Raw genomic sequence first — 21,042 nt, forward strand, 5'->3', positions numbered from 1 at the left:
GACTCATCGTACCTCTCGGCGACAAGGGGCTGTCGATTTGCTATGCTCACGCCGCATTTTTTTGGAGAGCAGACGCACATGTCCCTAGGACAGAAGATTTCCAGAGCCATCTTGCAATGGCCGGTCAGCGGCTTGGTCAATCACAAGAGCCTGCCGGAAAATCCCATCACAGAACTCAATCTGGATCCGGCCAGACCCATCGTCTATGCCCTGAAAACCAGTTCGATCACCGACCTGATGACCCTGCAGCAGTGCTGCGAGGATCTCGGTCTGCCCGGCCCCTTCACGCCGCTGGAGCTCAACGGCCAGCTGCTGCCGCGCTATGTCTGTCTGGACCGTCCGCCTCCCCTGTTTGGCAAACGCAGCAAACCGCTCCCCTTCCTGCAGGAGTTCCACCAGCTGCTGGATCTGCACAAGCAGGATCCCGAGCTGGATATCCAGGTGGTGCCCGTCACCCTGTTCTGGGGCCGCGCTCCGGGTCGCGAAGGGGAAGAAGCCTCCGGCCTCAACATCATCAGCAGCCTGGCGCCGAACCGGCTGAAGAAGGCACTTATCGTGATCCTCAAGGGTCGCGAGAATCTGGTGCGCTTCTCGCCGCCGCTCTCCCTGCGCTACATGGCCGACAAACACGGCACCGACGAGGCGATAGCCCACAAGCTGGCACGAGTGGCCCGTACCCACTTCAGCCGCCAGCAGCTGGCTGCCACCGGCCCGAAACTGCCGAACCGCAACCTGCTGTTCAAGCAGTTGCTCGACTCCGCGGTGATCCAGCAGGCGATTGAAGAGGAGGCCCAGCGCGAAGGGATCAGCCTCGAGAAGGCGCAAAAGCGTGCCCATGGCTACATGGACGAGATCGCCTCCAACTTCTCTTACCGTCTGATCCGCCTGGGCGAGAGCTTCCTCGGATGGCTGTGGAACAAGCTCTACCGCGGGCTCTCCGTCAATGGCGCCGAGAAGGTACGCCAGTTGGCGCAGGAAGGGCACGAGATCGTCTACGTTCCCTGCCACCGCAGCCACATGGACTACCTGCTGCTCTCCTACGTCATCTACCACCAGGGGATGGTACCGCCCCATATCGCGGCAGGCATCAACCTCAACTTCTGGCCGGCGGGCCCCATCTTCCGCCACGGCGGCGCCTTCTTCATCCGTCGCACCTTCAAGGGCAACCCGCTCTACAGCACGGTATTTCGTGAATACCTCAACCTGCTGTTTGCCAAGGGTTACTCGGTAGAGTTCTTCACTGAAGGCGGTCGCTCCCGTACCGGCCGTCTGCTGCCGCCCAAGACCGGCATGCTGGCGATGACCCTGCAGGCAATGATGCGCGGGCTGGACAGGCCGGTGACTCTGGTGCCGGTCTATCTGGGCTACGAGCACGTGATGGAGGTGAACACCTACCACAACGAGCTCAAGGGGAGTCGCAAGGAGAAAGAGAGCTTCCTGCAGGTGCTCGGCATCCTGCGCAAGCTGCGCAACTACGGCCGTGGTTTCGTCAACTTCGGCGAGCCGCTGACTCTCAACAGCTACCTGAGCGAACACATCCCCGACTGGAAAAAGCACATCGGGGAAGAGGAGCGTCCGGAGTGGATGGCGGGCACCGTCAACAATCTGGCCGAACTGCTGATGACCCGCATCAACGGCGCTGCCGCGGTCAACGGCCTGACCCTGAGCGCGCTGGCGCTGCTGGCCGCCGAGCGCCACGCCCTGACCCGCGACGAGTTGCAGGCCCAGCTCAACACCTATCTGGATCTGCTCAAAGCGGTGCCTTACAGCCCGCAGAGCACCATTCCGGATGAGGATGCCAAGACCCTGCTGGATCAGGCGATGGAGCTCAACAAGTTCGAGGTGAGCGAGGACAAGTTGGGGCAGATCATCAGTCTGGACCGCTATCAGGCGATCCTGCTGACCTACTACCGCAACAACATCCTCCACCTGTTTGCCATGCCCTCTCTGGTGGCGGCATTGATCGAACGGTGCGAAGGGATCTCCCGCAGCGAGATCATGGCCCGCTGCATCGACATCTATCCGCTGCTCAAGACCGAGCTGTTCCTGCGTTATGAAGAGGATGAGCTGCCTGCGCTGGTCGACAGCCTGCTCGACGCCCTGCAGACCCAGCAACTGATCGAGACCCGCGATGACGGCTACTGGGTCAATCCGGCCAACCAGATGCGCCTGCTGCTGCTGGCTGAGAGCATTCAGGAGACCCTGCAACGCTACGCCATCGTGCTGACCCGGGTGTTGGCCCAGCCCCATATCGAGGCGGAGCAGCTGGAAGCGGACGGCCTGATGATGGCAGAACGCCTCGGCACCCTGCACGGCATCAACGCCCCCGAGTTCTTCGACCAGAAGCTGTTCAGCACCCTGATCCACACCTTGCGCAAGGAGGGCTACCTCTCTCCCGAGTGCAAGCCGGATCTCGGCCGCTTCCAGGCGCTGGCCGACAACATAGTGCCGCTGCTGAGCAACAAGATCCGCCGCACCATTCAGGCAGGCAATCAGCTCTAATCAGCAACGCAAACAAAGAAGGCCGCATGATGCGGCCTTCTTTTTTATTCAGCGTGACTCAGTACGTTATCACGCCAGCAGGTAGTCGAGCACCAGACCGGCAAACACCAGCGCCCCCACATAGTTGTTGTTGAGAAACGCCTGGAAGCAGGCTTCCCGCTGCCGCTCACGAATGAGCCGCTGCTGATAGACAAACAGCACCGCCGCCCCCAGCAATCCCCAGTAATACCAGCCCCCCAGCGTCATCAGCTGCCCGACCGCCAGCAACAGCAGCAGAGTCGAGAGTTGCAGTGCGCCGATGATCCGCTTGTCGTAACGACCAAACAGGATGGCGCTGGATTTGAGGCCGATCTTGAGGTCGTCATCCCGATCCACCATGGCGTACTGGGTGTCGTAAGCCACGGTCCAGAGCAGATTGGCAAAGAAGAGCAGCCAGGCCACCAGCGGCAGGGCATCCGCCTGCGCCGCATAGGCCATCGGGATCGACCAGGAGAAGGCCATCCCGAGCACCAGCTGGGGATTCGAGATAAAGCGCTTCATGAAGGGGTAACTCACCGCCAGCAGCAGGGCGACAAACGACAGGCCGATGGTGAGCGGATTCATGGTCAGCACCAGACCAAACGAGATAAGCGCCAGCACGAAGAAGAGCGCCAGCACCTCCCACGGCTTGACTCTACCCGTAGGCAAGGGGCGACCAGCGGTGCGTTTGACGTGGCCATCGAAGTTGCGATCCGCATAGTCGTTGATGACGCACCCTGCCGAGCGCATCAGAAAGACGCCGACCACAAACACGGTCAGCACCCAGAGATTGGGCAGGCCACCAGCGGCCAGCCAGAGCGCCCACAGGGTTGGCCACAGCAGCAGCAGAGTACCTATGGGTTTGTCGACGCGGGCCAACTGCATGTAGGCAAGTCCCCGCTCCTTGGTTAACAGATTCACTCCAGCTCCTTGTCACAGACGAGAGAGGGCAGAAACAGCTCGTGCACCAGCAGTGGCCACTGCCCCAGAAACAGACGGGAACGACGCCCCCAGACAGTGGCGGCCGGGCAACGGGGATTGGCGGCAATATCGAAACGGGCCAGTTGCAGATGATCGCGGCGGGCAGGCTCATGGCCAAATACCCGCTCACCCAGCGGCTGCTCGCCAAGCTCGGCAATGCCGCTCCCTTGCAGTGCACCATCGGCAAACAGGGTCCAGCCCAGCACGGCGGGCCCACGATCCCCGTGCAGGATCACCTCGCGGCAGGTACCGGCCGGCGAGGCCGAATCCACCAGCCACTGCTCATCGGCAGTAAGGGCGACCGGGTGATTGCCCAGCCACTCCACCGAAAAGTGGCGATTGTGCTGACGCAGCCGCCGGGTCATGGAGCCGGGCTCCAGCAGCCAGGGGCGCAAGCTGGCGGGCAATTCGCAACATTCGGGGGCCAGCCACCCGCTTAACGGCGTGAGGGGAACAGTCAACTCGGACTTCACAGCTTCACCATCCAGAGATTTCCGTGTTCAGGTTAAAATCCGGTTTATTATCCGTAAATCAATAGCGAAATGTAAGAACATCCGTGCTTGACGGCCCCGATGGCAACATCAAAAATGGGTTATCTCTTGCTGATGAGCCATCTATATGAAGATCTTCAAAATTCTGCTGGTGTTGTTACTGAGCTGTGGCGCCCTGCAGCAGCAAGCTCTGGCTGAAGATGAGCCGCCCGCCGAGGGCGCAGAGGGGGCTGCCAAGCCCGGTTTCTCCTACCACGCGCTCGATCCCGACATCATCACCAACTACCTGAGTGATAGCAAAACCCTCGGTTATATCCGGGTCACGGTAGAGCTGATGGCGGAAAACGAAGCCGACCTCAAGCTGCTGGAGCAGCATGACCCGCTGATCCGCGATGCCATCATCCGTCTGATTGGCAGCAAAAATGCCGATCAAGTGAAGTCCCTGACCAACCGAGAAGAGCTGCGCAAGGAGTGCGAGACAACCGTCAACGAACTGCTGGTGAAAGAGACCGGCAAGAAAGCGGTGCGCGAGCTTATCTTCACCAAGTTCCTCTACCAGTAATCCCTCCCGAAACAATCGCTTATTGGCATATCGGCCAATAAGCGAGCTTTGTCGGTTTATTCGAAATGAAAATCGATTACAATACGGCCGTCAAGTCGTAGAGGTAGTCGTTATGGGCAGCAAAACCCTGTGTAAATGGCGCCGTCACGAGATCCCCACCGATCTCAAGGCGCTGAGAAAAATCGTGCGCAAACCCAAGTTTGTCTGCAGCAAGTGCGCCCGTAGCGCCAATGACAAGGGTTACCTCTGCCAACCGCTGCGTTTGAAAGAGGAGTAACGCCCCTCCCTGTCAGGGTGTTATTGATCGGTCCACCCCTGACGTCCCTGTTCGAACAATCTGCGCGCCTGGGTATCATTCGGGCAGACACCGCGATACTCCTCGCCTGAGCGGCCAGCCAGATAGAGGTGCTCGGGGCGGCAATACCATGCCAATCCCTTCTGATGTCCCTGCTTCCACAGTTCAGGATCCACCTTCTTGCCACATTGCCCCTGATGGAACTCGATCCGCTCGGTGGTGAAGCCCAGCTTGCCATCCGCCTCCCCCACCTCACTCCACACCTTCTCGCAGGGATCATCGTTGGAGACACAGCCACCCAGCAGGGCAGCCAACAATATGATGGAGAGTCGCATAGTCATCCTTGAGCGTCATTTGGGCAGTTCATTCTACCCAGCGCCCCGCCCCTGACCAAGGACGAACGCTCAGCCATGTGAGCGCGGCAAAAAAATCAGGCGGGCCCAAAGCCCGCCTGTTCGTTCAATGCCGTGGTTCACTGGTCATCGAAAGTGTCATCATCCTGCCAGCTTTCATCTTCCCACTGATCCAGCTCTTCTTCCCAGGAATCCGGCTCCCAATCATCATCAGAGGAGTCGTAATCCGGCTTGTGTCCACCCATCTTCACTCTCCTTGGATAGTTCACCCGCACTCCAATTTTATCCGGAATTGTCGGGCTCGCCAGTCAGAGAGAGTTCAAAGTTTGACCAGAGTGCGACCTGCGATCTGGCCTTGCGTAATGGCCTCGGCGGCCTCCACTACCTGCTCCAGCCCAATCTCGGTAACCGCCTGTTCAAAGAAGCTGGCAGGAAGATCCCGTGCCAGTCGCTGCCACGCCAGTTGACGACGTTCAAACGGGCACATTACCGAATCGACCCCCTGCAACCGCACGTTGCGCAGGATAAAGGGCATCACACTGGTCGGCAGATCAAAACCGCCCGCCAGCCCACAGGCCGCCACGGCACCGCCATAGTTCATCTGGGCCAGCAGCTTGGCCAACACCTGACTGCCGACGGTATCGATGGCAGCGGCCCACAGCTGTTTTTCCAGCGGTTTGGCAGGCACCAGCAGCTCGCTGCGTGGCACGATGCGGCTGGCACCCAACGCAGTGAGCATGGCGCCCTGCTCTTCCGGACGACCGGTCAGCGCAGCCACCTGATAGCCCAGGGCCGCCAGCAGGGCGACCGAGGTGGAGCCCACGCCGCCAGCCGCGCCGGTGACCAGCACCTCGCCACTTGCGGGAGTAATGCCCGCCTCTTCCAGCGCCAACACGCAGAGCATGGCGGTGAGACCGGCGGTACCGATGCACATAGCCTGCCGTTCATCAAGCCCGGCGGGCAACGGCACCAGCCAGTCCCCCTTGACCCGTGCCTGTTCGGCCATACCGCCCCAATGCCCTTCGCCCACGCCCCAACCGGTCAGCACCACCTTGTCGCCGGGCTGATAGCGGCTGTCGGCAGACTCGAGCACGGTACCGGCGAAGTCGATACCGGGCACCAGCGGCCACTGACGCACAATCTTGCCCTTGCCGGTGATGGCCAACCCATCCTTGTAGTTGATCGAGCTGTAAGCGACCGCCACCCGCACTTCACCTTCCGGCAACTGGCTCTCGGCCAGCCGGGTCAGGGTTGGAACAGTCTTGCCGTCTTGGTTTTCCAGTAACAGAGCCTTGAACATGGTTGCCTCTTTGATGACGTGTGAAACGGGGATCAGCTGCTTTGACGCTTTTGCAGTTGAAAATCGAGAGCCAGTGCGGTGCTCATCATGGGTTCAGTCGTTCTCCAGCGCAGTGAGGCAGTGCGAGAGAGTGCGCGCCAGCGCGCCCTGATTGCGCAGCACTACGGCGCGGGCCTGCTCGCCCATCTCGCGGCGGGTGCTCTCGTCGGCAAACAGCTGGCTCACCTGCTCGCCCAGCTCGGCGGCATCGGCCACGATGGCGGCGCCCCCCTGAGCCACCAGCTGGCGGGTGATATCGCTGAAGTTGAAGTAGGCGGGACCGGTCAGGCAGGGCTTGCCCAGCGCCGCCGGCTCCAGCAGGTTGTGACCGCCGATCTTCACCAGACTGCCGCCGACGAAGGCCACATCGGCCGCCGCCAGCATCAGCGGCAGCTCGCCCATGGTATCGCCGAGATAGACCTTATCCTCCGCACTCACCGCAGCACCATCAGTGCGCCGCACGCAGCCGTAAGGGGCACACTGCTCGGCCACCCGGTCGAACCGCTCGGGGTGGCGTGGCACCAGAATAAGCAGCGCATCGGGATGGCGTTTGAGCAGCAGATCGAAGGCGGCCAGCACCTGCTCATCCTCCCCTTGATGGGTGCTGGCGGCGATCCAGACCGGCCGATCCGCCCCCAGCTGCTGGCGCAGGGCGCGCCCCTTGGCCTGCACCTCGTCACCAAACTGGATATCGAACTTGATGGAGCCGGTCACCGCCAGCCGCGAACGATCGATACCGAGGCGGGCGAAGCGGTCGGCATCCTCCTGATGCTGGCAGAGCAGATGGGTCAGTGGCCGGCTCAGTGCGTCGAAAGCGCCGTGGAAACGGGCATAACGCTGGCAGGATCGCTCGGAGAGGCGGGCGTTGATGATGGTCACCGGCAGGTGGCGCGCCTCACAGGCGGCCAGCCAGTTCGGCCACAGCTCGGTCTCCATCACCCAGAGCGCGCGCGGCTTGAAGGTGTCGAGAAAGGCGGCAATGGCCCAGGGGTAGTCGAGCGGCGCGTAGCGATGCATCACCAGATCCCCCAGCTTGGCAGCCTGATCGGCGCCGGTGCGGGTGGTGGTGGTGAGCAGGATCGGCAGATCGGGCCGCTCCGCCTTGAGGGCGCGAATGAGCGGCGTGATGGCCAGCGTCTCCCCCACGCTCACCACATGGATCCACAGTGGTGCATCCTGTCCGGTGGCGGGCAGCCGCCCGAGATGCTCGGCCCAGCGCTTGCCAAAGCCGGGCTTGCCTTTCTTCGGCTTGTAGAGGGCCAGCAACGCCAGCGGCAATCCCAGATGGATCAGCAGGTTGTAGAGCAGACGGTAGGGCATCTTACTGACTCTGCTCCAGCTTCTTGCAGGCATCGACCACCTGCTCCGGCGCCAGGTCGATCAGACACTTGAGATGGCCGAACTTGCAGGTGCGCTTGAAGCAGGGGCGACACTCGATGTCGGTGTGGACGATCTCGACCCGATCCGCCAGCGGCGGGGTGTAGAGCGGCGAGGTGGAGCCATAGACACCCACCAGCGGCCGGTTGAGGGCGGCGGCGATGTGCATAAGGCCGGAGTCGTTGGAGATGACCCGGCTGGCCAGCGCCATCAGGTCGATCGCCTCGTGCAGGCTGGTCTTGCCCGCCAGCACGTGGCAGTTGGGGCGAGTCAGCAGGTTGACCCGATCCCGGATGGTATTGGCCACCGGCACATCCTTGTTGGAGCCGAAGATCCACACCTGCCACCCCTCGTCCAGATGCTGCTGGGCCACCACGGCGTAGTGCCCTTCAGGCCAGCGCTTGGCCGGGCCAAACTCGGCACCGGGGCAGAGCACCAGCACCGAGCGGGCGCGATCCAGTCCCAGCCGCTCCAGCGCCTTGCTCTGGTTGATCAAATCGACGTGGAGCGCCGGGTGCGGAATGGTCGGAATATCGGCCCGGCTCTTCATCTGCTCCTTGGGATAGGCGAGCGCCAGATAGCCCTCCACCATCAGCGGGAAGGCGGACTTGTTGCTGCGCAGGTCGTTGAGCAGACCGTAGCGGCTCTCGCCCTTCCAGCCGGTACGGACCGGAATGCGGGCAAACCAGGGGATCAGCGCCGACTTCATGGAGTTGGGCTGGACAATAGCCTGATCGTACTTCTCCGCTGCCAACTGCTTGCCGAGGCGGCGGCGCGCCACCAGCTTGAAGTCACCGTGGCCGAGGGGCATGGTGATCGCCTTGTCCACCTCCGGCATCCGCTCCAGCAGGGCGCAGCACCAGGCAGGGGCCATCACGTGCAGTTCGCTCTCCGGATGGTTGGCCTTGATCGCCTTGTAGAGACTCTGGGACATCACCATATCGCCGACCCAGGAGGGGCCGATCACCAATATTTTCATCACGCGTCTTCTCTCGGGACTGGCCCGGCTGTTAATCATCACTGGGCGAGATTATGCCCCAAGAATGACTGGATAAATAACAGAAGATCCTTGGCAATCCCCCCTGCCGTCTCATTTTTCCACAGGTCTTCTGAAGAGATGCAACGCCAGCCGAGCAGGCAAACAGCTGATAGAAACGGGCAATGGCGGCTCTCTCTTTGACCCGTTTTTCCGTTAGAATGGCCCATCAATACGCATTCGACCCGCCAGCCGGGCAATAACCGTGAGCCCACATTCGTGAAAAAACCGACTCTGGCTGCCGTTCTGATCGTCAAGAATGAAGCCGACAACCTGCGCAAGTGCCTCGCCTCCCTCGACGGACTGGTGGACGAGATCGTCATTCTGGACTCCGGCAGCCAGGACGAGACCCCGGCCATTGCCGCCGAATTTGGGGCCCGCTTCTTCGTCAACGCCAAGTGGCCCGGCTTTGGCAAACAGCGCCGACTGGCCCAGTCCCACGTGCAATCCGACTGGGTGCTGTGGCTGGATGCCGACGAGCGGCTCACCCCCGAGCTGAAAACCGCCATCGCCAACGTGATGACCAATCCGGCCAGCGATACCATCTACTCGATCCCGCGCCTCTCCTGGGTGTTTGGCCGCTTTATCCGCCACAGTGGCTGGTATCCGGATCGGGTGCTGCGCCTCTATCCCAAGGCGCTCACCAGCTACAACGAGGCGCTGGTTCACGAAAAGGTAGAAGTGCGGGCCAACATGAAGATCATCAATATTCATGGCGACCTGCTCCACTTCACCTATCGGGATCTGGAGCACTATCTGGTGAAATCCGCCGGTTATGCCCGCGCCTGGGCCGATCAGCGCACCGCTCGCGGCAAGAAGGGCTCCCTCAGTCAGGGGCTGATCCACGCGGTAGGCTGCTTCCTCAAGATGTACCTGCTCAAAGCGGGCTTCCTCGACGGCAAGCAGGGGCTGCTGCTGGCGATCCTCTCCGCCCACTCCACCTTCGTTAAATACGCCGACCTCTGGGTGCGCCAGCAGCCGCAGCAGCCGGAATAACCGTCATACGAAACAGGGCCCCGCGGGGCCCTGTTTGCATTGCTGCATACGTTATTTGCGCCAGAAAGGCGCCGCCCAGCGGGCCATCACCGGCACCATGGTCTTGGGATCGAGCTGGCTCATATCCTCAGGATGGTCGCTATCCTCCGGCGGGCTGAAGGCGAGGTGACGCCCTTCGCTGTTGAGGGGCTTCCAGCGCAGCGGAGTGGCGGAGCGGCGCATCGGGAAGAAACCGATGGTCGGCACATCGAGCGCGCCGGCGATATGGAGCGGGCCAGTACTGCCTGCAACGAACAGGGCGGCGTTGGCCAACACCTGACAGAACATCGGCAGACCATCGCTGGAGCGGTAGATCCAGCCGTTGCCGCCGTGGGCCAGTAGCTCGGCCGCCAGCTGTTCGGCCATCTTCTCCTCGCCAGGGCCTGCGGTCAGCACACACTGCAGCTCGGGGCAGGCCTGATTGAGCTTGATGATGATGCGGGCGTACTGCTCGATGGAGAGGTTGTTGGCCGAGCCACCGCTGCCGGCGTGAACCATCAGCCAGGGGCGGCTGGCATCGAGCTTGAGCTTGAGTGCCAACTGCTCGCGCACCTGTAGCAGGGTCTCGTCATCGAACTGCAGGAAGGGGGTCTTGGGCTCCACCACGGCCACCTGCTGATCGGCCAGGAAGCGGCGGATCAGCTCCAGGTTGTACTCGGACTCCGGTTTCTGGGAGCGGGAGCGACGCTGCACCAGTCGCTGGTTGTAGAGCACCTGCGCCAGCTTGGTCGCCGGGGCCAGCCGGTAAGGGATGTGCGCCTTCCACACCAGCATGGCGTTGCGGGAGTTGGAGAAGAGGCAGATGGACGCGTCGAACGCCGCCGCCTTGATCCGCGCCAGCAGCGCTCGCTGTTGCTCCTTGTCGGCTCGCACGCCCGGATCGATGATCACCTCGTCAATCCAGGGGCAGAGCCGGGCCAGCGGCGCCGTGTAGGCCGGAACCAGGGCAGTCACATGACACTCCATGGAGCCTTTGAGCATGGCGAAGCTAGGCCACGCCAGCATGAAGTCACCAATCTTGTCATTGCGAACGACCAGAATACGTTTCATAAAAAATCCCTTTGCTCCCTGTCACCAATGCAAGGAGGCTTGATGCGCGATGGCGTATTCTTGCCTGATGCACTGCTATTCTCAAGCGACGACCTTATAATGCGACCAAATTTCCAGGTTGCAGGACCGCAAAGATGACTACCAGGGTAATTTATCCCGGGACTTTTGATCCCGTTACCAATGGCCACGCCGATCTCATCGGCCGCGCCGCCAAGCTGTTTGACGAGGTGGTGGTCGGGGTCGCCAACAGCCCGAGCAAGCGCCCGCTGTTCGATCTGGCAGAACGTGTCCAGCTTGTCCAGCAAGTGACCAGCACGCTTCCCAACGTCAAGGTGGTGGGCTTCTCCGGTCTGCTGGTCGATTTCGCCAAAGAGCATCAGGCCAACGTGCTGATCCGCGGCCTGCGCGCCGTCTCCGACTTCGAGTACGAGTTCCAGCTGGCCAACATGAACCGCCGCCTGATGCCTGAGCTGGAAAGCGTCTTCCTCACCCCGGCGGAGGAGAACTCCTTTATCTCCTCCACTCTGGTGAAAGAGGTGGCGCTGCACGGTGGCGACATTCGTCAGTTTGTCGATCCCGTGGTGGCCCAGGCCATCGCAGCCAAACAGCAGCAGCGCTAATCCCTCCCCTGATTGGCAGAAACGAACAAGGGCTACCCACGGGTAGCCCTTGTTGTATCTCTCTCGTTATAGAGAGGTCAGCCTGCTTGCCGGTTACTGACGGGCAAACCGCTCATTCATCTCCTTCACCAGCAGATCGAGCCACTCGTAGCGGCGCCGATACATGGCCCGCTTCTTGGAGGCGATCTCCTCCAGCGGCTTGCGCGGCTGGGCTTGCAGGGCGACGAAGTTGGCATTCACATCCCGGGCGTCGAACTCCTGCCACAGCTCGTCATAATCGGCCTGCAAATTGGCTTTCTGCTTGCTGCTGTAGCGCTTGGCCTGAAACACGTGGGCCCGCTTGCGCACCGCCAGCACCTCTGCCGCCCCCATGGCCTGCGCCAGTTGCAGCACCAGCTGCACCAGCAGGGATTTGGGCCGCAGGCCGTGCCCCTCTTTGGTCAGCTCGCGCACCCGATCCTGGGCATTGTCGACCGCAGGCTCCGGCCCCTGCATGGAGCCGATCATCAGAATCAAACGATCCACGCTGCCCGCCAGCGAAAAGGCGCAGCTGTAGAGGCGCTGCCCCTCGCCGTTGACGATGGAGAGCGCCAGCTCGGCCTCGCGGCGGAAGGTGCCATCGTGGCGCATCAGAATGCGGCAGCCGCTCTGGGGATAGTGCCCCAGCGCGATCCCCTCGCCCAGATAGAGGGGGTCGATCAGCTGCGGGTAGCACTCCAGCAGCAACCGATAGTGATTTTCCAGCATCTCGGCCCGCTCACGGGCGCTGGCACAGGCGAAGCGATAGGGACGCATCGGCTTGTCGAGCAGCTCGGGATAGACAGCTGGCAGCGCCTTGAGCGAGTCGCACTGGAACAGGCTGAAGACCCGGCTCAGCGACTTGCGATAGAGCAGGCTGCGCAGCACGAACTTGCCGCGATTGAAGGTTTTCCGGTCACATCCCTCGGGGTAGAGGAAGCGGGCCATGGATTTTGCGCAATAGCGCTCCTGCCGGGATAAATATTCCCAGTCTATTGATTTAACTGTCATTTTTATATTCTCAAACCGCCTGAACGGTCGGGATACTAGTGACAGCTGTGCAAATCTTCAACAGAGTGGAAATACGCTGTTACAACTTCCCCCGGATCGGGGCAAAAAGTGCGCTCAGCGCTGGCAATGACTGCAAAAAACCGTGGTGCGCTGGCCCATTCTTGTCTCGGTCAGCAGGGTGTGACAGTGGAAACAGGGCTGACCGCCACGGCCATAAACCTGCAACTGCTGCACGAAATAGCCCGGCTTGCCATCGGCACTGGTGAAATCCTTGAGAGTGGTTCCGCCCTGGCGAATTGCCTCGGCCAACACCCGCTTGATCTCGGCCACCAGGGTTCGCAGCCGCTCGGCGCTGATATTGCCCGCCGCCCGTTTGGGGTGAATGCCGGCGGCATAGAGCGCCTCGTTTGCGTAGATGTTGCCCACCCCGACCACCACCTGATTGTCCATCAGGAACTGTTTGATGGCGGTGCTGCGCCCCTTGGCGCGCCCCTGCAGGTAATCAGCACTGAAGGCATCGGTGAGCGGCTCTGGCCCCAGCTTGGCGAGCAGCGCGTGGGCTTCGGCCGGTTCGCGAGTCCAGAGCAGGGCGCCGAAGCGGCGCGGATCGTTGAACCGCAGCAGCTTGCCATTCTCCAGCTCGATATCCACGTGGTCGTGCTTCTCGGCTGGCGTGCCGATATCCAGTACCCGCAGGCTGCCGGACATCCCCAGATGAAGGATGGCGGTGCCGAAATCGGTCTCCAGCAGCAGGTATTTGGCACGGCGACGCACCCGATGGATGGTGAGGTCCACCAGCTCCTGAATCTCACCGGGGATCGGCCAGCGCAGGCGGCCATCCCGCACCACCACGCGCGTCACCTTGATACCGGTAAGCCAGGGGGAGATCCCCTGACGACTGACTTCAACTTCTGGCAATTCGGGCATTGGCACCTCGCAAGGAAAAGGAACTCAGGGGGCAGGACGCAGCAGATCGCGATACTGTTCGGCAGTGAGGGCGAGCCAGAGACCGGAGGGCAGCTGGGCGCCATATTGGCCGCTGTTCTGATAGAGGCCGATCTCGACCGGATCGCTCTGGCCGGCAATCCATACCTTGATGGTCACCGGGGTACCGCGCACCACCTCGCCGGGGGGCAGCAACCAGCTCTGCCAGCGCGCCAGACGGGCATCCAGCTGAGCCGTGTCGAGCCCCAGATCCGGCACGCTGCGCCAGCCCTGACCGATCCGCTCAATCTGCCAGCTCGGCCCCTGCCAAGTGAGCACTACGGACGCATTCGGCAACAAGGGGCGAGCCCGCTTGGCGCTGTTCTCCTGCTGGGCAGTCTCCATACGATGCAACAGGGTGATCACGATCAGCACCACCACAATGATCACGTTATTCCAGCCTTTGCGGCTCAATTTGAACATGGCAAGCCTCCCTTTGAACCGGCAGTGTACTGAATTCGGCGCATAAAAAAACCCGGCACGAAGCCGGGTTTTTGGGAATGCAGCATCAAGTAATTACTTGATTTTGCCTTCCTTGTAGATCACATGCTGACGAACAACGGGATCAAACTTTTTGATCTCCATTTTTTCGGGCATGGTGCGCTTGTTTTTGGTAGTGGTATAGAAGTGACCAGTACCGGCGCTGGAGTTCAGGCGAATTTTCTCGCGAATACCTTTAGCCATGATCTAATTCCTTATACCTTAACACCGCTGGCGCGCAGTTCAGCCAGAACCACTTCAACGCCACGCTTGTCGATGATACGCATGCCTTTTGCGGATACGCGCAGGCTTACGAAGCGTTTTTCACTCTCAACCCAGAAACGGTGAGTGTGCAGGTTCGGCAGGAAACGACGCTTGGTGGCGTTGTTAGCGTGCGAACGGTTGTTACCAACTGCCGGGCGCTTGCCGGTTACTTGGCATACTCTAGACATGTCAGTCTCTCCAAATCTTACTTCATTGCTCGAGCAAATATCTGCCCCGCTGGCCTTCGATTGCGGGGCAAACAGAAGGCGGCATTTTATACAGCATCTGTGATCAAAGATCAACTAATACGGTGCCAGAGCACAGTTATAGCCAACCGCGCTCGGCAAAAGAAACCGTGATGCCATCACCGATCACCAAGTGATCCAGCACTCTGATATCGATCAGGGCCAAAGCGGCCGTGATCCGATCCGTGATCTGGCGGTCGGCCCTGCTGGGCTCGGCGACGCCGGACGGGTGATTATGCGCCAGAATCACCGCGGCTGCATTATGTTTGAGCGCGATCTGCACGATTTCTCTTGGCCAGACGCTCGCCGAATCGATGGTGCCGAAAAAAAGCTCAACAAATTGAATGACTCTGTGCTGATTATCGAGCAACAGCAGGGCAAACACTTCCCTCGGCCGATCCCGCAGCTGGGCCTGCAGATAGTCCCGGGTCAGCTGGGGAGAGGTGAGCGCATCGCCCCGTTGCAGCTGCTCGGCCAGATGGCGTCTGGCCATCTCCAGCACCGCCTGCAACTGGGCATATTTGGCCGGGCCAAGGCCGTGCGCCTCGCAGAATGCCCGTTGATCCGCCCCCAGCAAGCTGCGCAAAGAGCCGAATTGATTCAATAGATTACGTGAAAGATCCACTGCACTCAGGCCATTGACGCCAGTGCGCAGAAAGATGGCGAGCAGCTCGGCATCGGAGAGCGCCGCGGGCCCCTGACGCAGCAGCTTCTCTCTGGGGCGTTCATCTTCCGGCCACTCTTTGATGCTCATTTGTCTCTCCCTCATCCCTGTTGAGAAAAAACATAGCAAAAAATTGCGCGCGCCCGACCACACCCCTTGATGCCAACCCCTGTCGTCATCCATTGCCTGTGGTATCTTAGCCGACCAGTCAGAATGAGCCGGATAGAGAAACAGCAGATGAGATTGGCCGATAAACGCATCCTGTTGGGTGTCAGTGGCGGGATCGCCGCCTACAAGAGTGCCGAGCTGGTACGCCGCCTGAAAGATCAGGGCGCCGAAGTGCGGGTGGTAATGACCCGCTCCGCCAAGGAGTTCATCACCCCGCTGACCCTGCAGGCGGTCTCCGGTCATCCGGTGGCCTACAGCCTGCTAGATCCCTCTGCCGAGGCAGGCATGGGTCATATCGAGCTGGCCAAGTGGGCCGATCTGGTACTGATTGCCCCCGCCAGCGCCAACCTGATGGCGCGGATGGCTGCTGGCATGGCCGACGAACTGCTGACCACCCTCTGTCTGGCCACTCCGGCGCCCATCGCGCTGGCACCTGCCATGAACCAGCAGATGTATCTCAACGCCGCGACCCAGGCCAACCTCAAGACCCTGGCCAGCCGCGGCATTCTGCTGTGGGGGCCGGATGCCGGCAGCCAGGCTTGTGGCGATGTGGGCCCGGGCCGGATGCTGGACCCCCTCGAACTGGTGGATCGCTGCTGTCAGCAGCTGGCCGCCGAGCCCTTGCTGGCAGGCGTCAAGCTGCTGCTCACCGCAGGGCCAACCCGCGAGGCGCTCGATCCGGTGCGCTACATCAGCAACCACAGCTCCGGCAAGATGGGCTACGCCATCGCCCGAGCTGCCCGTGAAGCGGGCGCCGAAGTGACGCTGGTGAGCGGCCCGGTGACGCTGGCTACACCTGCTGGAGTCACCCGCATCGATGTCGAGAGCGCCGAGCAGATGCATCAGGCGGTGATGAGCCGGGTCGGCGAGTGCGACCTCTTCATCGGCTGCGCGGCGGTAGCCGACTATCGTCCTGAGCAGGTGGCCAGCCAGAAGATCAAGAAAACCGGCGACAACGACCAGATGGTGGTGAAGCTGGTGAAAAACCCCGACATCATCGCGGCCGTTGGTGCCCTTTCAGACAAACCCTTCACCGTCGGATTTGCCGCCGAAACCGTGGATGTGGAACAATACGCCCTCGACAAGTTGCAGCGTAAGCGGCTGGACATGATCGCCGCCAACGATGTGTCCCGCGAGGGGCAAGGCTTCAACGCCGATGACAACGCCCTGACCGTGTTCTGGCAAGGGGGCCAGGCCCCGCTGCCGCTGGCCGACAAGCTGACGCTGGCCCGTCACCTGATCGCCCTGATTGCACGCCACTACCGGCACTGAGCGTCCCGAAAGAACAAGACTCACGGCGCCCCGCCTGCCAAGAGGGACGCCAATACAAGATCCAACTGAAAAAGCGATTCATGACTACACAAATTGAACTGAAGATTCTGGATGCCCGTATCGGTACCGAGTACCCACTGCCCGCCTACGCCACACCGGGCTCTGCCGGCATGGATCTGCGCGCACTGCTGGATGCGCCGCTGACTCTGGCTCCGGGTGATACCACCCTGGTGCCGACCGGTCTGGCCATTCACATCCAGGATCCGGGTCTGTGTGCCACCATCCTGCCCCGCTCCGGCCTCGGCCATAAGCACGGCATCGTGCTGGGCAACCTGGTCGGTCTGATCGATTCCGATTACCAGGGTCAGCTGATGGTCTCGGTCTGGAACCGCGGCAAAGATGAGTTCACCATGCAACCCGGCGAGCGCATCGCCCAGCTGGTGATCATGCCGGTAGTTCAGGCCAGCTTCCAACTGGTCGATGAGTTCAATCAGAGCGAACGGGGTGAAGGCGGTTTTGGTTCTTCTGGTCGCCAATAACAGACCACACCAGCCCGATGGGCGGTGCTTAATAACAGAATCAAGCCATTGTTTTTTTTAGGGGAATCCATGGCAAGCAGTAATCAGAAACAGAGTCGGCGCGATCAGATCCTGCAGGCGCTCGCCCATATGCTGGAAACCAGTCCCGGCCAGCGCATCACCACGGCCCGTCTGGCGGCCGAGGTCGGCGTCTCTGAAGCAGCCCTCTATCGACATTTTCCCAGCAAGGCGCGGATGTTCGAGGGGCTGATCGACTTTATCGAGGATTCCCTGCTGTCACGGGTCAATCTGATCATGGCGGAAGAGAAGGACACCATGGCGCGCTGTCACCATATCCTGCAGCTGCTGCTGGTGTTCGCCGAGCGCAATCCCGGCATCACCCGCATCCTCAACGGCGACGCCCTGCTGGGTGAACACGATCGACTGCGGGATCGCATCAGCATCCTGTTCGACAAGCTGGAGACCCAGATCAAGCAGGTGCTGCGCGAAAAGCGGCTGCGCGAGGGGCAAGGCTTCCAGCTCGACGAGACCATGCTGGCCAATCTGCTGCTGGCCTACACCGAAGGCCGCATCAGCCAGTTCGTGCGCTCCGAGTTCAAGCTCAAGCCGACCGCCGGTTTCGAAGATCAGTGGCAATTTATCCGCAGCCAACTGCTGCAGAGCTGATGGTTTTTCGCATCATTCAGCAAAAAGAAGGGAGGCTTTGGCCTCCCTTCTTTTTTGTGTCAGGTTTTTATGGCAGAAAAGAAGTACCAGATGCGACCCGTACTGTCGCGCTGCGGTGTTAGATTTATCCACCATAAACCTTTTAGAACCTGACAGGACATCCTATGGAACCCGAAATCATTACCGAAGCGCAGACCTGGCTGGTCAATAATCAGGGACTGCTGATCGAATACGGCGTCAATATCGCCGCCGCCCTGCTGACCCTGCTGGTCGGCTATATCGCCGCCAACCTCATCAGCGGTGGCGTGGTCAAGGTGATGCAGGCCCGCAAGCTGGACACCACAGTCACCCACTTCGTCGGCAGCATCCTCAAATACGCCATTCTGGTGTTCGTGGTGATCGCCGCGCTGGGCCGTGTCGGCGTGCAGACCGCCTCCTTCGTCGCCATTATCGGTGCCGCCGGTCTGGCCATCGGTCTGGCGTTGCAAGGCTCGCTCTCCAACTTCGCTGCCGGCTTCCTGCTGATCATCTTCCGCCCCATCAAGGCGGGCGAGTTTATCGAAGTGGCGGGCACCGCGGGTGTGGTGCAGTCCGTTCAGCTCTTTACCACCACCCTCACCTCCGGTGACAACAAGATGGTGGTAGTACCGAACTCCGCCATCCTCAACGGCACCATCGTCAACTACTCGCGCATGGATACCCGCCGCGTCGACATGACCTTTGGCATCGGCTACGGCTCTGACCTGCGCAAGGCCAAACAGATCCTCGAGCGTCTGGTAAGCGAAGAGCCGCGCATCCTCAAAGATCCGGCCGCTACCATCGCCGTTGCCGCACTGGCCGACTCCTCGGTCAATATCGTGGTGCGCCCCTGGGTGAAAACCGCTGACTACTGGGGTGTCTGGTTCGACTTCCACGAGAAGGTGAAACTGACCTTTGATGCCGAAGGCATCGAGATCCCCTTCCCGCAGATGGTGATGCACATGCAAAAACCGCAGGCGTGATCGCGGTTCTGCTGCAACAGACAATGCCAGCCTTCGGGCTGGCATTGTCGTTTCTGGCCCCAGCCCATGGCCATGTCGATGCATAACCACGCCAACCGGATGAAAACAATTTCAGGCTATCGGGGTGGCCCCAATCATGAGCAAGCGCAAGATCCGCCTTGCTTTCGTGACACATAATCCCAATGTTCTGGTTGTATGCTCCCGACAGTGACCCATTGCGGTAAAAGACAATCGGTAAAAATCTGTTACACGGGCCGCCCGATCGGCTCGCTATAATGCTCGGATAATAAGGTTTGGCGGGACCTTGCCTGCAAGGTTCAAACACAACTTGGCATTTCAGGAATCCTATGAAAAATATCAATCCAACCCAAACCCAGGCCTGGCAGGCACTGGAAGCCCACTTTGCAGCAAACAAAGAGACCAGACTCAAGGATCTGTTCGCGCAGGACCCGAAGCGCTTTGACAAGTTTTCCCTTACCTTCGGCGGCGACATCCTGGTTGATTACTCGAAGAACCTGATCACCGAAGAAACCCTCAAGTTGCTGGTTGATCTGGCCAAAGAGACCGATCTTCGCAGCGCGATCGATGCCATGTTCAATGGCGACAAGATCAACATGACCGAAGGCCGCTCCGTACTGCACGTGGCCCTGCGCAACCGCTCCGACCGCCCCATCGAGTGCGACGGCAAGGACGTGATGCCGGAAGTGAACGCCGTACTGGCCAAGATGAAAGGCTTCTGCGAGAAGATCATCTCCGGCGAGTGGAAAGGCTACACCGGCAAAGCGATCCAGCATGTGGTCAACATCGGTATCGGTGGCTCTGATCTGGGCCCGGTGATGATCACCGAGGCTCTGCGTCCCTACAAAAACCACCTGCAGATGCACTTCGTCTCCAACGTCGATGGTACCCACATCGCCGAGACCCTGAAGAAGATCGATCCGGAAACCACACTGTTCCTGGTGGCCTCCAAGACCTTCACCACCCAGGAGACCATGACCAACGCCCTGACCGCCCGCGACTGGTTCATCAACATCGCCGGTGACAAGGCCCACGTTGCCAAGCACTTCGCCGCGCTCTCCACCAACGGCAAAGCCGTGGCCGAGTTTGGCATCGACACCAACAACATGTTCGAGTTCTGGGACTGGGTTGGCGGCCGCTACTCCTCCTGGTCTGCCATCGGCATGCCCATCGCCCTGTCTGTCGGTTTCGAGCACTTCGAAGCCCTGCTGCAAGGCGCTTTCGAGATGGACATGCACTTCGCCACTGCCTCCTATGAGCAGAACGTGCCGGTGCTGCTGGCGCTGATCGGCCTGTGGTACAACAACTTCTACGGTGCCGAGTCCGAAGCCATTCTGCCGTACGACCAGTACATGCACCGCTTCCCTGCCTACTTCCAGCAGGGCAACATGGAATCCAACGGCAAGTACGTGGATCGCAACGGCAAGCCGGTTGACTACCAGACCGGCCCCATCATCTGGGGTGAGCCGGGCACCAACGGCCAGCACGCCTTCTACCAGCTGATCCATCAGGGCACCAAGCTGATCCCCTGTGACTTCCTGGCGCCGGCCATCAGCCACAACCCGATCGGTGACCACCATCCGAAACTGCTGGCCAACTTCTTCGCCCAGACCGAGGCGCTGGCCTTCGGCAAGAGCAAGGAAGAGGTTGAAGCCGAGTTCCTGGCGGCTGGCAAAACCCTGGAGCAGGTCAAGGATCTGGTGCCGTTCAAGGTGTTCGAAGGCAACCGCCCGACCAACTCCATCCTGTTCAAGAGCCTGACCCCGAAAACCCTGGGTGCCCTGATCGCCATGTACGAGCACAAGATCTTCGTACAGGGCGCAATCTGGAACATTTTCTCCTTCGACCAGTGGGGCGTGGAGCTGGGCAAACAGCTGGCCAACAAGATCCTGCCGGAGCTGGGCAACAACGAGGCTGTCACCAGCCACGACTGCTCCACCAACGGTCTGATCAACACCTGGAAAGCGTGGAAAGCCTGATTTATCCAGCCTTTCTGAATGCAAAAGCCCCGCTCGATGAGCGGGGCTTTTTTATGACGGTCAGGCTGAGTTTT

General features: G+C 60.6%; 24 protein-coding genes. 10 read left to right on the top strand and 14 right to left on the bottom strand.

Annotated elements, in window-relative coordinates; translation table 11 throughout:
- Positions 1 to 78 precede the first annotated feature (78 nt).
- Entirely contained in the window at positions 79 to 2,502 is a 2,424-nt protein-coding gene (gene plsB, locus AB5Y90_RS07530) for a glycerol-3-phosphate 1-O-acyltransferase PlsB (protein ID WP_107683348.1), read from the top strand.
- A 69-nt stretch (positions 2,503 to 2,571) separates the two neighbouring features.
- Here the strand turns inward: plsB and ubiA are convergent, their stop codons facing one another.
- Positions 2,572 to 3,441, bottom strand: a complete 870-nt coding sequence (ubiA, locus tag AB5Y90_RS07535; protein ID WP_005339536.1) for a 4-hydroxybenzoate octaprenyltransferase — start codon at positions 3,439 to 3,441, stop codon at positions 2,572 to 2,574.
- Positions 3,438 to 3,974: a chorismate lyase gene (locus tag AB5Y90_RS07540; RefSeq protein WP_005357416.1), complete on the bottom strand. Its 537-nt coding sequence runs from the start codon at positions 3,972 to 3,974 to the stop codon at positions 3,438 to 3,440. Before AB5Y90_RS07540 ends, ubiA begins: the two co-directional genes overlap by 4 nt.
- A gap of 145 nt (positions 3,975 to 4,119) precedes the next feature.
- Between AB5Y90_RS07540 and AB5Y90_RS07545 the strand changes: the two genes are divergently transcribed.
- Together AB5Y90_RS07545 and AB5Y90_RS07550 are read left to right on the top strand one after the other, a co-directional pair.
- Positions 4,120 to 4,554, top strand: a complete 435-nt coding sequence (locus AB5Y90_RS07545) for a flagellar basal body-associated protein FliL (protein ID WP_005339527.1) — start codon at positions 4,120 to 4,122, stop codon at positions 4,552 to 4,554.
- A 112-nt stretch (positions 4,555 to 4,666) separates the two neighbouring features.
- On the top strand, positions 4,667 to 4,831 hold the full coding sequence (locus AB5Y90_RS07550; RefSeq protein ID WP_307895800.1) for a hypothetical protein: 165 nt from the start codon (positions 4,667 to 4,669) through the stop codon (positions 4,829 to 4,831).
- 20 nt (positions 4,832 to 4,851) lie between these two features.
- Here the strand turns inward: AB5Y90_RS07550 and AB5Y90_RS07555 are convergent, their stop codons facing one another.
- The 5 genes from AB5Y90_RS07555 to waaF form a co-directional block, all read right to left on the bottom strand.
- Complete coding sequence (locus AB5Y90_RS07555; protein WP_042054791.1) at positions 4,852 to 5,184, bottom strand: DUF2799 domain-containing protein; 333 nt, start codon at positions 5,182 to 5,184, stop codon at positions 4,852 to 4,854.
- A 137-nt stretch (positions 5,185 to 5,321) separates the two neighbouring features.
- Positions 5,322 to 5,447, bottom strand: coding sequence for a hypothetical protein (locus AB5Y90_RS07560; protein ID WP_005339521.1), 126 nt, complete (start codon positions 5,445 to 5,447; stop codon positions 5,322 to 5,324).
- 74 nt (positions 5,448 to 5,521) lie between these two features.
- A complete protein-coding gene (locus AB5Y90_RS07565; RefSeq protein WP_307895802.1) occupies positions 5,522 to 6,502 on the bottom strand; it encodes an MDR family oxidoreductase in 981 nt (326 codons plus the stop codon).
- Between the two features lie 93 nt (positions 6,503 to 6,595).
- The gene (gene waaA / locus AB5Y90_RS07570) at positions 6,596 to 7,861 is read right to left on the bottom strand and encodes a lipid IV(A) 3-deoxy-D-manno-octulosonic acid transferase (RefSeq protein ID WP_307895804.1); all 1,266 of its coding nucleotides are present in this window, start codon (positions 7,859 to 7,861) and stop codon (positions 6,596 to 6,598) included.
- 1 nt (position 7,862) lies between these two features.
- Positions 7,863 to 8,897 carry a lipopolysaccharide heptosyltransferase II gene (waaF, locus tag AB5Y90_RS07575; RefSeq protein WP_307895807.1) on the bottom strand — a complete coding sequence of 345 codons (1,035 nt, stop codon included), beginning with the start codon at positions 8,895 to 8,897 and terminating at the stop codon, positions 7,863 to 7,865.
- A 276-nt stretch (positions 8,898 to 9,173) separates the two neighbouring features.
- Between waaF and AB5Y90_RS07580 the strand changes: the two genes are divergently transcribed.
- Positions 9,174 to 9,950 (top strand): glycosyltransferase family 2 protein, encoded by a 777-nt coding sequence (locus tag AB5Y90_RS07580; protein ID WP_307895809.1) that lies wholly within the window; start codon positions 9,174 to 9,176, stop codon positions 9,948 to 9,950.
- A 51-nt stretch (positions 9,951 to 10,001) separates the two neighbouring features.
- On the opposite strand, the gene AB5Y90_RS07585 is transcribed toward AB5Y90_RS07580, so the two are convergent.
- Entirely contained in the window at positions 10,002 to 11,039 is a 1,038-nt protein-coding gene (locus tag AB5Y90_RS07585; RefSeq protein WP_110304584.1) for a glycosyltransferase family 9 protein, read from the bottom strand.
- A 134-nt stretch (positions 11,040 to 11,173) separates the two neighbouring features.
- Here AB5Y90_RS07585 and coaD point away from each other — a divergent pair, with 134 nt between their 5' ends.
- The gene (gene coaD, locus AB5Y90_RS07590; protein ID WP_111901322.1) at positions 11,174 to 11,659 is read left to right on the top strand and encodes a pantetheine-phosphate adenylyltransferase; all 486 of its coding nucleotides are present in this window, start codon (positions 11,174 to 11,176) and stop codon (positions 11,657 to 11,659) included.
- 93 nt (positions 11,660 to 11,752) lie between these two features.
- Here the strand turns inward: coaD and AB5Y90_RS07595 are convergent, their stop codons facing one another.
- The 6 genes from AB5Y90_RS07595 to radC form a co-directional block, all read right to left on the bottom strand.
- Positions 11,753 to 12,688, bottom strand: coding sequence for a VirK/YbjX family protein (locus tag AB5Y90_RS07595; protein WP_307895810.1), 936 nt, complete (start codon positions 12,686 to 12,688; stop codon positions 11,753 to 11,755).
- A gap of 114 nt (positions 12,689 to 12,802) precedes the next feature.
- On the bottom strand, positions 12,803 to 13,615 hold the full coding sequence (gene mutM, locus AB5Y90_RS07600; RefSeq protein WP_307895811.1) for a bifunctional DNA-formamidopyrimidine glycosylase/DNA-(apurinic or apyrimidinic site) lyase: 813 nt from the start codon (positions 13,613 to 13,615) through the stop codon (positions 12,803 to 12,805).
- A gap of 24 nt (positions 13,616 to 13,639) precedes the next feature.
- Positions 13,640 to 14,095, bottom strand: a complete 456-nt coding sequence (locus AB5Y90_RS07605; RefSeq protein WP_307895813.1) for a hypothetical protein — start codon at positions 14,093 to 14,095, stop codon at positions 13,640 to 13,642.
- A gap of 93 nt (positions 14,096 to 14,188) precedes the next feature.
- Positions 14,189 to 14,356, bottom strand: coding sequence for a 50S ribosomal protein L33 (gene rpmG, locus AB5Y90_RS07610; protein WP_005307500.1), 168 nt, complete (start codon positions 14,354 to 14,356; stop codon positions 14,189 to 14,191).
- A gap of 11 nt (positions 14,357 to 14,367) precedes the next feature.
- Positions 14,368 to 14,604, bottom strand: a complete 237-nt coding sequence (gene rpmB / locus AB5Y90_RS07615; protein ID WP_005307492.1) for a 50S ribosomal protein L28 — start codon at positions 14,602 to 14,604, stop codon at positions 14,368 to 14,370.
- A gap of 136 nt (positions 14,605 to 14,740) precedes the next feature.
- Positions 14,741 to 15,415: a DNA repair protein RadC gene (gene radC / locus AB5Y90_RS07620; protein ID WP_005339502.1), complete on the bottom strand. Its 675-nt coding sequence runs from the start codon at positions 15,413 to 15,415 to the stop codon at positions 14,741 to 14,743.
- A gap of 147 nt (positions 15,416 to 15,562) precedes the next feature.
- Here radC and coaBC point away from each other — a divergent pair, with 147 nt between their 5' ends.
- The 5 genes from coaBC (at position 15,563) to pgi (ending at position 20,968) form a co-directional block, all read left to right on the top strand.
- Positions 15,563 to 16,765, top strand: a complete 1,203-nt coding sequence (gene coaBC, locus AB5Y90_RS07625; RefSeq protein WP_124930445.1) for a bifunctional phosphopantothenoylcysteine decarboxylase/phosphopantothenate--cysteine ligase CoaBC — start codon at positions 15,563 to 15,565, stop codon at positions 16,763 to 16,765.
- Between the two features lie 80 nt (positions 16,766 to 16,845).
- A complete protein-coding gene (gene dut, locus AB5Y90_RS07630) occupies positions 16,846 to 17,304 on the top strand; it encodes a dUTP diphosphatase (protein WP_005339498.1) in 459 nt (152 codons plus the stop codon).
- 69 nt (positions 17,305 to 17,373) lie between these two features.
- Positions 17,374 to 17,970 (top strand): nucleoid occlusion factor SlmA, encoded by a 597-nt coding sequence (gene slmA / locus AB5Y90_RS07635; RefSeq protein WP_005339495.1) that lies wholly within the window; start codon positions 17,374 to 17,376, stop codon positions 17,968 to 17,970.
- 164 nt (positions 17,971 to 18,134) lie between these two features.
- Complete coding sequence (locus AB5Y90_RS07640) at positions 18,135 to 18,971, top strand: mechanosensitive ion channel domain-containing protein (RefSeq protein ID WP_005339493.1); 837 nt, start codon at positions 18,135 to 18,137, stop codon at positions 18,969 to 18,971.
- Between the two features lie 347 nt (positions 18,972 to 19,318).
- Entirely contained in the window at positions 19,319 to 20,968 is a 1,650-nt protein-coding gene (pgi, locus tag AB5Y90_RS07645; RefSeq protein WP_307895815.1) for a glucose-6-phosphate isomerase, read from the top strand.
- Positions 20,969 to 21,042 lie beyond the last annotated feature (74 nt).

The sequence above is a fragment of the Aeromonas sp. R4-1 genome (genome assembly GCF_040908325.1).
Taxonomy (GTDB): domain Bacteria; phylum Pseudomonadota; class Gammaproteobacteria; order Enterobacterales; family Aeromonadaceae; genus Aeromonas; species Aeromonas veronii.